We start from the raw sequence: 13899 nt of genomic DNA, 5'->3' as shown, positions 1-13899 counted from the left end.
ATTATTGTCAACGCGAACCGTTAATATGAAAGACACCTTACTGCAATTATTAGAACAAGCCGTAAGCCACTTAAAATCCTCCGGCGTTTTACCGGAAGAGATGACCCCACGGCTGCAGGTGACTCATACCAAAGACAAATCCCATGGTGATTTAGCTACTAACCTCGCAATGATGCTGGCCAAACCTGCAGGTAAACCACCACGCGAAATGGCGCAATTGATTATAGATGCCTTGCCTGACTCAGGCGCTATCCAAAAGGTAGAAATTGCCGGCCCAGGCTTTATTAACTTTTTCATGGCACAAGACGCTCAATCTGCCATCATCGAGCAAATCCTTAATTCTGGCGATAAGTTTGGTCATAACCAAACCGGTAAACAACAAAAGGTGCAAGTTGAATTTGTATCGGCAAACCCGACAGGGCCATTGCATGTGGGTCACGGTCGAGGCGCAGCGGTTGGCGACTGTATTTGTCGACTATTAAGGGCCAATGGTTGGGACGTCACCGCCGAGTTTTACTACAACGATGCTGGTCAACAAATTAATAACCTGGCACTATCGGTTCAAGCTCGATGCAAAGGGTTCACTCCGGAAGATGATCTATGGCAAGAAGACTGGTATCGCGGCGATTACATCAAAGACGTTGCCGATGACTATATGGCCAAGGCTAAAATCGATGCCGAAGATCAACACGTAATCGGTAAAGGCGATGCCGACGATCTCAACGCCATTCGCCACTTTGCTGTGGCCTATTTGCGTCGAGAGCAAGATTTGGATCTGAAAGCGTTTGATGTGCATTTCGACGTTTACTTTCTTGAATCATCGCTTTATGAAAGTGGCAAAGTCGAGGAAGCCGTTAACCGACTCGTCGACAATGGCTACACATACGAAGGCTCAGACGCCTTATGGCTTAAAACCACCGAGTTTGGTGACGACAAAGACCGTGTGATGCGCAAATCCGATGGTGGCTACACTTATTTTGTTCCCGACGTCGCCTACCATTTGAATAAATTTCAACGCGGTTTTAAACGTGTGATCAACGAGCAAGGTGCCGATCACCACTCCACCATCACTCGTGTTCGAGCCGGGTTGCAGGCATTGAAAATGGATATTCCTGAGGGTTATCCCGAATACGTACTGCACCAAATGGTCACGGTTATGCGCGGTGGAGAAGAAGTAAAAATTTCAAAACGTGCCGGCAGTTATGTCACGCTACGCGATCTGATCGACGAAGTAGGCCGCGATGCGACGCGCTATTTCCTGGCCGCTCGTCGAGCGGAATCTCAATTAACTTTCGATATTGAGCTTGCTAAATCGCAAACCAATGACAATCCAGTGTATTACATTCAATACGCCCACGCACGGGTGTGCTCGGCGTTTCGACAGCTTCATGAAAGTGGGCGTGAGTTTGATGCCGTTAACGGATTACAACAATTGAGTCTGCTAACCTTAACGCAAGAAACCGATCTGATGGATAAAATGAGTCAGTTTCCTGAACTGGTGAAAAATGCCGCCAATCATTGTGAGCCGCACGTTATTGCGCATTACCTACGTGAATTGGCTGCTGCGCTCCATGGTTATTATCAACTGGGTAAAGAAAGTGACGCTTTGCGCTGGATAGTGGAAGATAAAAACTTGTGTGATGCCCGAATGGCATTAATCACTGCAGTAAAGCAAGTAATAGCCAACGGCCTAGACTTATTGGGGGTAAGCGCGCCGGAGCAAATGTAGTTTTGCCATTTCCGCATTCCCCGGATAATGCACTGCTTATCCGGGTTACCGCCAGAAAAGTCCAAAGGCAGTTTATATTCACCAACAATATCTGTTAACTTCATTAATCAAATTTAAAGCGGCTCAATTTTTAAGCCGTTAAACTTACAGCAAAAAATGAACAACGATAATGGCCAGAGATTTCGCAAAAAAAGGTTCCGCCAAGCCGCGTAAAAAACGCAGCGCCACACAACGAAAAAAAACCGGTTTTCCCACCGCAGCGGTGTTGATTGTCGGTATGCTAGTAGGCGGTTTTGTCGCCTTTCTGGTTTATCTAAAATGGATGCCGCAAGCAAAAGTGCCTGCGCAAACCACACAACAGAAACAACAGAAAAAGCCTGAAGTTGAAAAAGCTCAACCCAAGCAACCCGAAGTACCCAAGTACACCTTTCATGACCTGTTGCAAGACAAGGAAGTGGTGATACCAGAAGAAGAACTCAAGCAACCCGACAATAAAGTTTCGATGGAATATGTAATGCCTTGTGGCTCCTTCCGCAACAACGATATCGCTGACGCACTAAAAGCCAAAATAGCCTTTATGGGTTACGAAAGTAAAATTATTCCGATCGATGCGGAAAGCGGTCGCTGGTATCGAGTGCAATTGGGTCCTTATGCGAGCAAACGCCACGCGGAATCCATTCGCCACCGACTGCAGGAAAACGATATTAACGATTGTAAAATCTGGGGCAAAAAGCTTTAACAACATCCTTGTAAAACCCGGTTCGCGGAAGACGTTAACTCGCCACCACCAACTTCAATCCTTGCAGTTGTAATGATGCTTTTTCAATATGATGTTGGCATTGTTCAATCAACGTTTGATAAGCGTCAATCTCATCCGATCGGATCGCATCGTTAACCGCTTTTAAATTTTGCAGTCGCTTTTTCTCAGAGCCTAACTGATCATTCAACAATTGCATCGCTTTCGATTTTAAGTCTACGACTTGGGACTTGGCCAGTTGCTCACTTTTTTCAACCAGCGATTCCAACTGCCCTTTCACTTGCTCAATAACTTGTCGCGCCACTTTCTTTTTTAAAGGCTGGCTCAGCCTATTAAGCGCATTATGATTCACTACCTGGGAGAGATCTTTTCCACTAGCATCGATCAAAAAACGCAGTGGTTTTTGCGACAAGTATCGATTGAGTTGTAAATGCTTGGGCGCAATCGTTTGCAAGGTAAAGTAGCTTTCAAGCAACAGGGTGCCGGGTTTTAATCCTTTTACCGAAATGGTCGCCGTAGTCGCGTTTCCGACATCGCTTTTTACCAGCATGTCCATCGCCTCTACCAGCATCGGATGTTCCCAGCTTAAAAACTCAATGTCATCACGAGACAGCGCTTTTAAACGATCCAAGGTTACTGTGTTACCGTCTTCCTTGAGTCCAGGAAAATAACTGTGCTTCATATGATCACTGGGACGTAAAATCCAGCTCAGTGTCGAGTGATCTTCCTGTTCAACACCAAATTCTTCAAGCAACTGCTCAAAATATTTAGCCAGTTGTTGCGGTTGTTCTTGCTCGGCCACTAACTCCACCAGCTGATCCGCTTGCGGTTGACGGCAGGAGTTCAACTCCAACAAACGATCGCGCCCTTGCTCCATTTTCTGTGTCAGCACTTTCACTCGTTTCGCAGTCTTATCAATTAATGCTTCGTCAGAAGTTGAAGGGTTTTGTATTGCGCTTTCAATATCTTCTTGAAACTGTTCAAACACCAAATAACCGGCACTGAAACTTCTCTCGAACAAGTTTAGGCCACGATGATACCAGTCGAACATTACGTGCTGCGAAGAGGGCGTTAAATAAGGTACATGAATATTGATGGTTTCCGTTTGACCAATACGATCCAATCGACCAATGCGTTGTTCTACCAAATCCGGATTGCCCGGCAAATCAAAAAAGATCATGTGATGTGCAAATTGAAAGTTGCGTCCTTCGCTGCCAATTTCTGAACAAAACAGAATCTGTGCGCCGTCTTCACGATCGGCAAAGTAAGCCGCTGCGCGATCACGCTCCACTAACGACAAACCTTCATGAAAACAACTACTACGAAGACCAAGTTTTTTACTGAAGTGGTTATGCAGCGTTTTCGCCGTTTCCGCGTGATGAGCAATTACCAGAGTTTTTTCCGGTTTCAACTCGGCGATCTTTTCTTCCAACCAAGTAACTCGCGGATCGCGCGGTAACCAGACTTCTGGCACCAGCTCTATTTCTGGCGTTAATCCCAACCAACCATGATTCATTGGTTCGTCATCATCAGGCGTGTAAATTTCCGGACATTCGAGTGAATAAGCGTGCAGTTGACGTTTTGGAAAGCCGCTGATCGCCGAACGCGTATTTCGAAATAACACGCGACCCGTCCCGTGCTGATCGATTAATTGATTCAACAACTGCTGGCATTGCTCGGCACTCAGTTCATTCGTAATAAGCTCACCTTGCATCGATTCAGGAAGCAAAGGTTTTACACTTTCTGCAGAAACCACTTCTCCTGAATTGAGGAGTGTGACGGCTTGGGAAACAGAGCTCAGCTGTTCGGCTTCTGCACGAAAAGCGTCCAGGCTATGATAACGATCAGGATCCAATAAGCGCAGTCGAGCAAAATGACTTTCAATGCCAGCCTGCTCAGGTGTTGCCGTCAGCAGTAATAACCCCCTCGACTTTTGTCCAAGTGATTCCACCAATTGGTATTCATCACTGACATCACCTTCGCTCCAATGCAAGTGGTGCGCCTCATCAACAATCAGTAAATCCCACTGGCTTTCTAGCAATTGCTGCTGCATTTGCGGGAATTGCATCAAGCCATCGATACTGCAGATAATCAGCTGCTCCATTTCAAATGGATTGACAGCTTCTCCAGTATCCAGATCGATATCTGGTGATTCCACCAGCGCTTCAAATCGACTGCGATCATAAAGTGCGAAACGCAGATTAAACCGTCGCAGCATTTCCACCAGCCATTGGTGAACCAAACTGTCGGGTACCAAAATGAGTGCACGTGTTGCACGCCCGGTATGCAATTGATGATGCAAGATCATTCCCGCTTCGATGGTTTTACCGAGCCCTACTTCATCAGCCAATAATACGCGCGGAGCTTGTCGATTGGCCACTTCGTGGGCGATGTATAACTGGTGCGGTAACAATTCAACCCGTGTTCCCAGTAATCCATTAACCGGACTTTGGCTCAATTCATCGAGCTTACAAAAGGTATCAAAACGCAACTGGTAACTGGATTCATCGTCAATTTGTCCGTTCAACAGTCGCTTATCTGGAGAACTGAATTGCACATAACAATTGAGCTGCATTTCGGTCAGCTGTTGGCTGTTGCCATGAGCGTCTTCACACAAGTAAATCATCAAGCCTCGATGTTCGAGCGCTTCCACCACCTGGTATTCATTGTCATCCATATCCGATATACGCGCACCAACGTCGTAGGCGATCCGACTCAACGGAGCATTATCAATGGCATAATGACGGGATTCGTTAACAGCAGGGAAAAAAACTTCCATTCGGCGACCTTCCACCGATTGGATCATACCAAGGCCAAGGCTGGATTCGTTGTGACTGATCCAACGTTGACCAACAACTACAGAGCTCATAAAACAACAAACTTGAAAGACTGGGAAAAGGCCGCGCATTCTACCATTGCCGGCCAGAAAGAAAAGGGCTTAGCGGAGTGAACCGCTGATAAAAATGCGATTCGAATCGCTATGAGATTTAATTAGAATTCAAAATACTCAAAACCGCATCAGCATGTTCTGCTACTTCACGCCCTAAATCGGTCAAGTAGCCGCCATCTTCTTGGGTAATCAATTTTTTGCGATACAGCCGCTCCGTTGCTTCAATCAGCCGCTCATTGGCATAAGAATGCACTTTGATCCCTTCTTGAGCCGTGTGCAAATTAAAACGTACCAGTATATTGAGTTCTTCCACAACTTCCTGACTGAATGGCATAGCGTCTCCTGTCGGTATCAATTGTAGTGTGAATGAGAATATAGCGCTTCTTGCGCTGGCGTGCATCATTCTTCCTGCATCCAACTTGAAATCACTTAAGGCATGCCCCATATATGCCGGACATTCTCGACTTCACACAGCAGGAGCGACATTTTGGAACAATTTCGAGGAACCACGATTTTATCCGTACGCCGCAATGGTCAGGTGGTGATTGGTGGTGATGGCCAAGTCTCGCTTGGCAATACTGTTATGAAAGGTAACGCCCGCAAAGTCCGACGCTTATACCACAATAAAGTAATCGCCGGTTTTGCCGGAGGTACTGCCGATGCCTTTACTCTTTTCGAACGCTTTGAAGCCAAACTGGAGCTGCATCAAGGTAAATTACTGCGCGCTGCCGTGGAACTGGCCAAAGACTGGCGTACCGATCGCATGTTACGCCGACTTGAAGCCATGTTAATCGTGGCTGATCACGAACATTCTTTTATTATTTCCGGAAACGGTGACGTTATAGAACCGGAACTCGAAGATGGTGGCTTGCTTGCCATCGGCTCCGGCGGCGCTTTCGCCCAATCCGCTGCAAAAGCCTTACTGGAAAATACCGAAATGAGCGCTCGCGAAATCGTCGAAGCCGGATTAAAAATTGCGGGGGATATCTGTGTTTACACCAACCAGAATCTCACTATAGAAGTGCTGGATCACAACTGATCGCCAACCTTCGAATTCAATACAGAGAAAGAATTTTATTATGACGCAAATGACACCCCGAGAAATCGTCCACGAATTGGACAAACACATCATTGGTCAAAACTCGGCCAAGCGTGCCGTCGCTATCGCACTGCGTAACCGCTGGCGTCGAATGCAGGTCAACGATGAATTACGCAACGAAATCACACCCAAAAATATTTTAATGATTGGCCCCACCGGCGTTGGTAAAACGGAAATCGCTCGCCGTTTAGCAAAACTGGCCAACGCTCCATTTATCAAAATAGAAGCCACCAAATTCACCGAAGTGGGATACGTGGGCCGCGATGTTGATTCCATCATCCGTGACTTGGTTGATGCGGCTTTTAAAATGCTACGCGAACAAGAAGTGGAACGGGTTAAATTTCGCGCTGAAGACGCTGCTGAAGAACGTATTCTCGATGCCCTATTGCCTCCCGCGAGAAACATGGGCTTTGATACCGATGACAAACCGAAAGAAGAACAAAGCGCTACTCGTCAGTTATTCCGTAAGAAGTTACGCGAAGGCGAATTAGACGACAAAGAGATAGAAATCGAAATTGCCGCACCTACCGTGGGTGTGGAAATTATGGCACCCCCCGGCATGGAAGAAATGACCAGTCAACTGCAGAGCATGTTCCAGAACATGTCACCTGGCAAAACCAAGCGCCGCAAGCTGAAAGTGAAAGACGCTTTAAAAATGGTCCGCGAAGAAGAAGCAGAAAAGCTGATCAACCTCGATGACTTGAAAAACATGGCGGTAGAGTCGGTCGAACAAAATGGTATTGTCTTTCTTGATGAAATCGACAAGGTAGCCAAACGACAGGAAGCTTCAGGCGGTGATGTATCGCGCGAAGGCGTTCAACGTGACTTACTGCCTCTCGTCGAAGGCTGCACCGTCAGTACCAAGTACGGCATGATCAAGACCGATCACATTCTATTTATCGCTTCGGGTGCGTTTCATCTGGCAAAACCGTCTGACTTGATCCCAGAGCTGCAAGGGCGCTTACCGACCCGAGTGGAGTTAAAAGCCTTAACAGTAGACGACTTTGTTCGCATATTAACCGAACCCGATGCCGCATTAACCAAACAGTACAAAGCGTTAATGGCGACAGAAAATCGCAATATTGACTTTGAAGCGTCTGGAATTCAACGCATTGCCGAAATCGCCTGGCAGGTCAATGAACGTACTGAAAACATCGGTGCTCGACGTCTGCAAACAGTCATGGAAAAACTACTGGAAGAGGTCAGCTTTACGGCATCGGAAGAACACGATGCCGTAGTCATCGATGCCAACTACGTGAACCAGCAACTGGCTGAGTTGGTGGAAGACGAAGATTTAAGCCGGTTTATTTTATAATACACTCTATACTCACCTACGGCCCTTTTATGATCAAAAGGGCCAACAATGAAAGGCACTGTCATGACTGCCCCTGTATCACCGCCTTCCGATATTAAATTCCATCAAAAAAGCCAACAATTGGAAGTCGTATTCGATGATGTGGCTTACCAATTATCCAGCGAATATTTAAGAGTATTCTCGCCCTCTGCCGAGGTGCGTGGACACGGTGGCGGCCCATTAAAATTGGTACCGGGCAAAAAAAACGTCAAAATAATACAAATCGAGCCTGTCGGCCACTACGCGATTAAACTGACCTTTGATGACGGTCACGACTCTGGGCTGTATACTTGGCAAACCTTGCGCGAATTGGGTATTGATTTTGAGCAAAATTGGGCAAATTATTTACAACGTCTGAACGATGAAGGTGCCAGTCGTGAAGTTAAGCCTTTATTTAAAAAAGTTGAGTGATGCTCAGCTCACAAAAATTACCAGCCAACACAGAAGCACTGAGTAAAAACATGAGCGATAAAACACACTTCGGTTATCAAACCGTCGATGTCAAAGTAAAACAGAAAATGGTGGCCGATGTGTTTCATTCGGTGGCGGCAAAATACGACTTGATGAATGATGTCATGTCGATGGGTGTTCACCGCTTATGGAAACGCTTTACCATTGAATTGAGCAGTGTTCGAAAGGGACATCGAGTGCTCGATTTAGCTGGCGGCACAGGAGATTTGGCAGCCAAATTTGCCGACAAAGTAGGCGCCGAAGGTGAAGTAGTATTAGCCGATATTAACGAATCCATGCTCAATGTTGGGCGCGACAAGTTAATCGATCAAGGCTATGGTCACCGCATTCAGTATGCGCAAGTCAACGCAGAAAACTTACCCTTCGCAGACAACAGTTTCGATATCATTACCATCGGTTTCGGCTTGCGCAATGTCACCGACAAACCACGCGCTTTGCAAAGCATGTATCGAGTCCTTAAACCAGGCGGGCGCTTATTGGTTTTGGAGTTTTCCAAGCCTAGTCAACCGATACTGAGCAAAATTTACGATACTTACTCGTTCAATTTGCTTCCTCTAATGGGCAAAGTGCTGGTTAACGACGCCGAAAGCTATCAGTATCTGGCAGAGTCCATTCGCATGCATCCCGATCAGGAAACATTAAAACAAGTCATGTTGGATGCCGGTTTTGATGAAGTGGAGTACCACAATATGACAGGTGGTATTGTCGCCCTTCACCGCGGTTTTAAATACTGAACGTTATGCTGACACTTAACTTAGCAACCGCTGCAGTGCTTGAAAAAGCGATCAACAAACTCGTATCCCTAGACCAAGAAGCCCAAACAAAAAAAACACCCTTAATTGGCAAGCGCATTGCCATAGAGCTTAGCGACTGGAGCCTGTGTTATATCTTCAACTTTGGTGATGACGGTATCCGAATCGATACACAAAAAAATAACGACTGCCAAGTGACACTTAAGGGAACCAGTTTTTCGTTTTTTAATATGGCGAACACGGAGCGCGGTGGTGATGCTCTATTCAAAGGCGATGTCCACTTTGAGGGAGAAGTCGGTACCGCGCAGGCGTTTCAGAACTTTTGGAAATCGCTTGAAGTCGATTGGGAGGAAGAGCTTTCCAAATACACCGGCGATATTATTGCGCATCAATTCGGTCGAGTAGCCAACAGTGTTCATCAACAAATGAAGCGAATGCTGTCTACGGCGCAGCAAAATTTTTCCGAATACGTGCGCGAAGAAGCACAGGTAACGCCCAATCGAATCGAACTGGAAACCTTTTTCGATCAACTCGATGATTTAAAAAGTGACGTGAATCGACTCGATGCACGTATTCAGCGTTTAAAAGCCAACCCAAAACTTCAATAACCGCTATGGCGATCAAAAACTTCACTCGCATTTTTGCCATCAATCGCATTCTTATCAAGCACGGGCTCGACGAGTTTCTTAAACTAACGCCACTCGCCAAATACAGCGCATTATTGAAGCTGTTTGCCTTAACACCTGCCACTGAAAAGCAAAAACCTCGAGGACAGCGCCTTCGAGAAGCCTTAACCGAGTTAGGCCCAATATTCATCAAATTTGGTCAAATGCTTTCTACTCGACGCGATCTACTACCCGATGGACTCGCCGAAGAATTGACGCAACTGCAAGATCAAGTCCCTCCGTTTGATGAAGCATTGGCCAAAGAACGCATCGAACAACAGCTCGGAGCAAAAATCGACTCTGTTTTCGCTGACTTTCAGTCAACGCCCATGGCTTCGGCGTCTATGGCTCAAGTTCATAGTGCAACACTGCTAAGCGGTGAAAAAGTCGTGGTAAAAGTGATCCGTCCTGGCATTCGGAAACAAATCACGCGCGACTTAGCCCTATTGAAGCAATTGGCATTCTGGTTTGAACAACACGTGCCGGAAGGCAAGCGGTTTAAACCTCGACAGCTGGTCACTGACTATGAGGTGACTATCTATAACGAACTGGATTTACGCACCGAAGCCGCGAACACCATGCAGCTGCGTCGCAACTTTGAAAACAGTCCATTACTTTACGTGCCACAGGTGTATTGGGACCTGACACGTGAAAAAGTCATGGTGCAGGAAAAGATCCAGGGTATTCCGGTAGCGAATGTGGCTGAGCTCAACGCTGCCGGAACTAATATGCAAGAGCTTGCACATCGTGGCGTAGAAATCTTTTTTACCCAGGTGTTTCGAGACAGCTTTTTTCATGCCGATATGCACCCCGGCAACATATTCGTTGATGTCACGGATCCACAAAAACCACGTTACATAGGCATCGACTGTGGCATTATGGGCACCCTGGGCGCACAGGATAAACGTTATTTGGCAGAAAACTTTCTCGCTTTTTTCGATCGCGACTATCGACGTATTGCCGAACTGCATGTCCAGTCCGGATGGGTCCACCCAAACACTTCCATTGAAGCCTTCGAAGCCGCCGTTCGTACCGCCTGCGAACCCATTTTTGGTAAACCTTTATCCGAAATTTCCTTTGGCCAGTTTTTAATCCAGTTGTTCCAAGTGGCTCGCCGTTTTCAAATGGAGGTTCAACCACAACTGGTGCTGTTGCAAAAAACATTGCTTTATATTGAAGGCCTTGGACGCCAACTCTACCCAGAGCTGGATTTGTGGCAAACCGCACGCCCCTTTTTAAAACAGTGGGTGAATGACCAGTTTGGTCCCAAAGCCGTCTGGAATAAGCTTAAGCACAAATGGCCCACTTGGCTCGAGCAACTGCCTGAAATGCCGGAAAAACTGGCGAACTATCTCGATCAGGCCAAACAATCGCATACACAAATGCTAACTTTGCAGCAGCAACTCCAAGAGCTGAAAGAGCAACAGAAAAAAAGTCGGCAAATGACCTTATTGACAGCCATGGGTGTCAGTATCACGCTGTTCAGTGGTTTTTTGCTGAGCAGTGGCTACATCGATATGGCAGGCGTATCATTGGCCGCAGCTGCAATAGCCTTTGTGTTGGCAATTAAACAAGGGTAATCATTCGAAAATACGACACAGTTGCCTGAAAGTTCACAGCAGTTTGACATAAACTTGGTATCATCCATTCCCTGAGTTACCATTGGCTGGTACTCCAACATAAAAGGTCTGCATCATGAGCGATTGTTTATTTTGCAAAATTATTGACGGTGAAATCCCATCGAAACAGGTTTATGAAGATGAGCATTTGGTGGTATTCCACGATATTGCCCCAAAGGCCCCAACTCACGTGTTGGTGGTGCCAAGAAAGCATATTCGTTGTTTGAATACCGTAGAGCAAGACGATGGTGAACTGATGGCACACGTAATGCTGACCATTCCTAAAATTGCGCAACAATTAGGATTGGACCAAGGCTATCGCACGGTACTCAATACCGAACATGGTGGTGGTCAGGAAGTGTTTCATATTCACTTTCACGTGCTCGGCGGTGGCCGAATGCCGTTTGCATAACCGATTAATACTCTAAGTAAAGTTGAATTGAGGTTTACATTATTATGCCTAGCATGACTCAAATTATAGTTGTATTGCTAATCGTACTATTGCTGTTCGGTACTAAAAAACTGCGCAATATGGGAAGCGATTTAGGAGCGGCAATAAAAGGGTTTAAAGACGGAATGAAAAAAGACGAGGATGAAGAAAAGGAAAATAATAAAAAGCAGGAAAATCTAGAGCAACAAAAAGGCGAAACCATTGAAGGCGAAATCACCCAAAAAGAAGAAAAGTCCAAATAACGCTTTAAACACTCAATATGCCCTTTGATATCGGATTTTCCGAACTCTTTCTTATTGCATTGATAGCGCTACTGGTTTTGGGACCAGAGCGTTTACCCGTTGCCGCCCGATCACTTGGTCGCTGGATAGGTAAAGCACGACGTGCTTTTTTCTCAGTGAAAAATGAGATCAATCGTGAATTGCAATTGGATGAATTACGCCAGCAGATAAAAGAACAACAGCAAAAAATGGAACAGTTGGTTCAAAACAATCAACTCGATCAACTCACCAAAGAGACTCAAGCGCAAATTGATGAAACACGCGAAGCGTTTCGCAAAGAAATGGAAGAGCAAGAGCAGCAATTGACTCAAGAAAAAGAACTGTCAGGTTGCGAAAATCCCGTTGAGTTTGAGCCATTACCACGCAATTCTAAATCCGATTCTGAAACCAACCCCGATCAACCCAGTATTCCCCCCTCTGATCCAAACGCTAAGTCGGACACTTCAAAGTCATGAGTCAAAGTGAAGATTCCCAAGATAAAGAAATGCCGCTACTTGCTCATTTGGTGGAGTTGCGTTCTCGTTTATTAAAAGCGACGTTGTCCGTTGTTGTTATATTTCTTTGCTTGATTTACTTTGCTAACGACCTTTATTTGATTGTTTCCAAACCTTTGATGGCAAGTTTACCTGCTGGTAGTGAAATGGTTTCCACCAGTGTCATTGCTCCTTTTTTTACGCCATTTAAACTCACTCTTGTGCTCTCCATATTTCTTTCTATTCCTGTAATATTGCATCAACTCTGGGCTTTTGTTGCGCCGGCACTTTATAAGCACGAGAAACGCTTGGCGATCCCTTTATTAGTGAGCAGCATTGTCCTGTTTTACGCAGGTATGGTGTTTTGCTATCTGGTGGTATTTCCATTAATGTTTAAGTTTTTTCCTTCCGTAATTCCCGAAGGAATTCGTTACATTCCGGATATGACCGATAGCTTGAACATCATGTTAAAGCTCTTCTTTGCTTTTGGTATTGCCTTTGAAGTACCTATTGCGACCATTTTGTTAATCTGGAGCGGCGCGACGACTGTCGAAAACTTAAAAGAAAAGCGGCCTTATATTATTGTCGGCGCGTTTGTATTTGGCATGTTGTTGACACCTCCCGACGCAATTTCTCAAACGCTGCTCGCTGTGCCTATGTGGATATTGTTCGAGTTGGGCATTCTATTCGCACATTGGTTAAAACCAGCCAAACCGAACAAAGCTGCGAATACCGAACCCTAAACAAACGAAGAGTTGCAGGTTGTTCATCTTAAAGGTACCATAACAACTGGTACGACCAGACAACATTGAACAATGCGACGCAAACTTAGCCCAAAATGGCTCAAACGACTCCTCAACTTATGGCCTCCTTATCTTGGCTCTGGTATTCGAGTATTGGAAATTGGTGAAAACTGGGACTACGTTCGAGTTAAACTGAAAAAAGGACTTTTGAATACGAATTATTTTGGCACAGCGTACGGCGGCTCTTTATTCTCTATGACCGACCCTTTTTACGTATTGTTACTGACGAATCGTTTAGGACGCGACTACATCGTTTGGGACAAAGGCGCTTGCATCAAATACATCAGCCCCGGAAAAACGCATGTTTTTTGCGAATTTAAACTGGATGAAGAAACGGTAAATTCGGTAAAAGCCCATGCCGACGCTAACGATAAACATGAGCCAGAATTTGAAGTCGATGTTTTCGACAGCCATGGCAATTTAGTAGCGAAAGTGTCAAAACGCCTTTACGTACGTCGGAAGTAAAATACCGACAATATTCACACCAATTTTAAATGTATTCTTGAGCTTCTCCTCAGTATACTCCGCGGCCGCATTCGAACATGACCGGAGAAA

At 45.7% G+C, this 13899-nt stretch carries 15 protein-coding genes; 13 read left to right on the top strand and 2 right to left on the bottom strand.

What is annotated here, in order from left to right; genetic code table 11:
* Positions 1 to 25: 25 nt before the first annotated feature.
* On the top strand, positions 26 to 1729 hold the full coding sequence (gene argS, locus ACTUJY_RS17580) for an arginine--tRNA ligase (protein WP_463617434.1): 1704 nt from the start codon (positions 26 to 28) through the stop codon (positions 1727 to 1729).
* Positions 1730 to 1898: 169 nt separating this feature from the next.
* Entirely contained in the window at positions 1899 to 2468 is a 570-nt protein-coding gene (locus ACTUJY_RS17575) for an SPOR domain-containing protein (protein ID WP_463617433.1), read from the top strand.
* A gap of 34 nt (positions 2469 to 2502) precedes the next feature.
* On the opposite strand, the gene rapA is transcribed toward ACTUJY_RS17575, so the two are convergent.
* Together rapA and ACTUJY_RS17565 are read right to left on the bottom strand one after the other, a co-directional pair.
* On the bottom strand, positions 2503 to 5355 hold the full coding sequence (gene rapA, locus ACTUJY_RS17570) for an RNA polymerase-associated protein RapA (RefSeq protein ID WP_463617432.1): 2853 nt from the start codon (positions 5353 to 5355) through the stop codon (positions 2503 to 2505).
* Between the two features lie 118 nt (positions 5356 to 5473).
* Positions 5474 to 5710, bottom strand: a complete 237-nt coding sequence (locus ACTUJY_RS17565; RefSeq protein ID WP_463617431.1) for a TIGR02647 family protein — start codon at positions 5708 to 5710, stop codon at positions 5474 to 5476.
* 153 nt (positions 5711 to 5863) lie between these two features.
* Between ACTUJY_RS17565 and hslV the strand changes: the two genes are divergently transcribed.
* The 11 genes from hslV to ACTUJY_RS17510 all read left to right on the top strand — a co-directional run bounded on the left by hslV (position 5864) and on the right by ACTUJY_RS17510 (position 13809).
* Positions 5864 to 6415, top strand: coding sequence for an ATP-dependent protease subunit HslV (gene hslV, locus ACTUJY_RS17560; protein ID WP_463617430.1), 552 nt, complete (start codon positions 5864 to 5866; stop codon positions 6413 to 6415).
* A gap of 40 nt (positions 6416 to 6455) precedes the next feature.
* A complete protein-coding gene (gene hslU / locus ACTUJY_RS17555) occupies positions 6456 to 7790 on the top strand; it encodes an ATP-dependent protease ATPase subunit HslU (RefSeq protein WP_463617429.1) in 1335 nt (444 codons plus the stop codon).
* Positions 7791 to 7853: 63 nt separating this feature from the next.
* Positions 7854 to 8240, top strand: a complete 387-nt coding sequence (locus ACTUJY_RS17550; RefSeq protein ID WP_463617428.1) for a gamma-butyrobetaine hydroxylase family protein — start codon at positions 7854 to 7856, stop codon at positions 8238 to 8240.
* Between the two features lie 38 nt (positions 8241 to 8278).
* Positions 8279 to 9034 carry a bifunctional demethylmenaquinone methyltransferase/2-methoxy-6-polyprenyl-1,4-benzoquinol methylase UbiE gene (gene ubiE / locus ACTUJY_RS17545; protein WP_463617502.1) on the top strand — a complete coding sequence of 252 codons (756 nt, stop codon included), beginning with the start codon at positions 8279 to 8281 and terminating at the stop codon, positions 9032 to 9034.
* A 5-nt stretch (positions 9035 to 9039) separates the two neighbouring features.
* Positions 9040 to 9660, top strand: coding sequence for a ubiquinone biosynthesis accessory factor UbiJ (locus tag ACTUJY_RS17540; protein ID WP_463617427.1), 621 nt, complete (start codon positions 9040 to 9042; stop codon positions 9658 to 9660).
* A 5-nt stretch (positions 9661 to 9665) separates the two neighbouring features.
* Positions 9666 to 11297 (top strand): ubiquinone biosynthesis regulatory protein kinase UbiB, encoded by a 1632-nt coding sequence (ubiB, locus tag ACTUJY_RS17535; protein ID WP_463617426.1) that lies wholly within the window; start codon positions 9666 to 9668, stop codon positions 11295 to 11297.
* 115 nt (positions 11298 to 11412) lie between these two features.
* Positions 11413 to 11748: a histidine triad nucleotide-binding protein gene (locus tag ACTUJY_RS17530; RefSeq protein WP_463617425.1), complete on the top strand. Its 336-nt coding sequence runs from the start codon at positions 11413 to 11415 to the stop codon at positions 11746 to 11748.
* A 44-nt stretch (positions 11749 to 11792) separates the two neighbouring features.
* A complete protein-coding gene (gene tatA / locus ACTUJY_RS17525; protein WP_463617424.1) occupies positions 11793 to 12029 on the top strand; it encodes a Sec-independent protein translocase subunit TatA in 237 nt (78 codons plus the stop codon).
* Between the two features lie 17 nt (positions 12030 to 12046).
* Positions 12047 to 12523 carry a Sec-independent protein translocase protein TatB gene (tatB, locus tag ACTUJY_RS17520; protein WP_463617423.1) on the top strand — a complete coding sequence of 159 codons (477 nt, stop codon included), beginning with the start codon at positions 12047 to 12049 and terminating at the stop codon, positions 12521 to 12523.
* On the top strand, positions 12520 to 13284 hold the full coding sequence (gene tatC, locus ACTUJY_RS17515; RefSeq protein WP_463617422.1) for a twin-arginine translocase subunit TatC: 765 nt from the start codon (positions 12520 to 12522) through the stop codon (positions 13282 to 13284). Before tatB ends, tatC begins: the two co-directional genes overlap by 4 nt.
* Before the next feature lie 72 nt (positions 13285 to 13356).
* Positions 13357 to 13809: a DUF4442 domain-containing protein gene (locus ACTUJY_RS17510; RefSeq protein ID WP_463617421.1), complete on the top strand. Its 453-nt coding sequence runs from the start codon at positions 13357 to 13359 to the stop codon at positions 13807 to 13809.
* Positions 13810 to 13899 lie beyond the last annotated feature (90 nt).

Source organism: Pleionea sp. WD8-19 (genome assembly GCF_055326765.1).
Note: the sequence above shows the minus strand (reverse complement) of the source record. Positions and strands in the feature narration are given on the sequence as shown.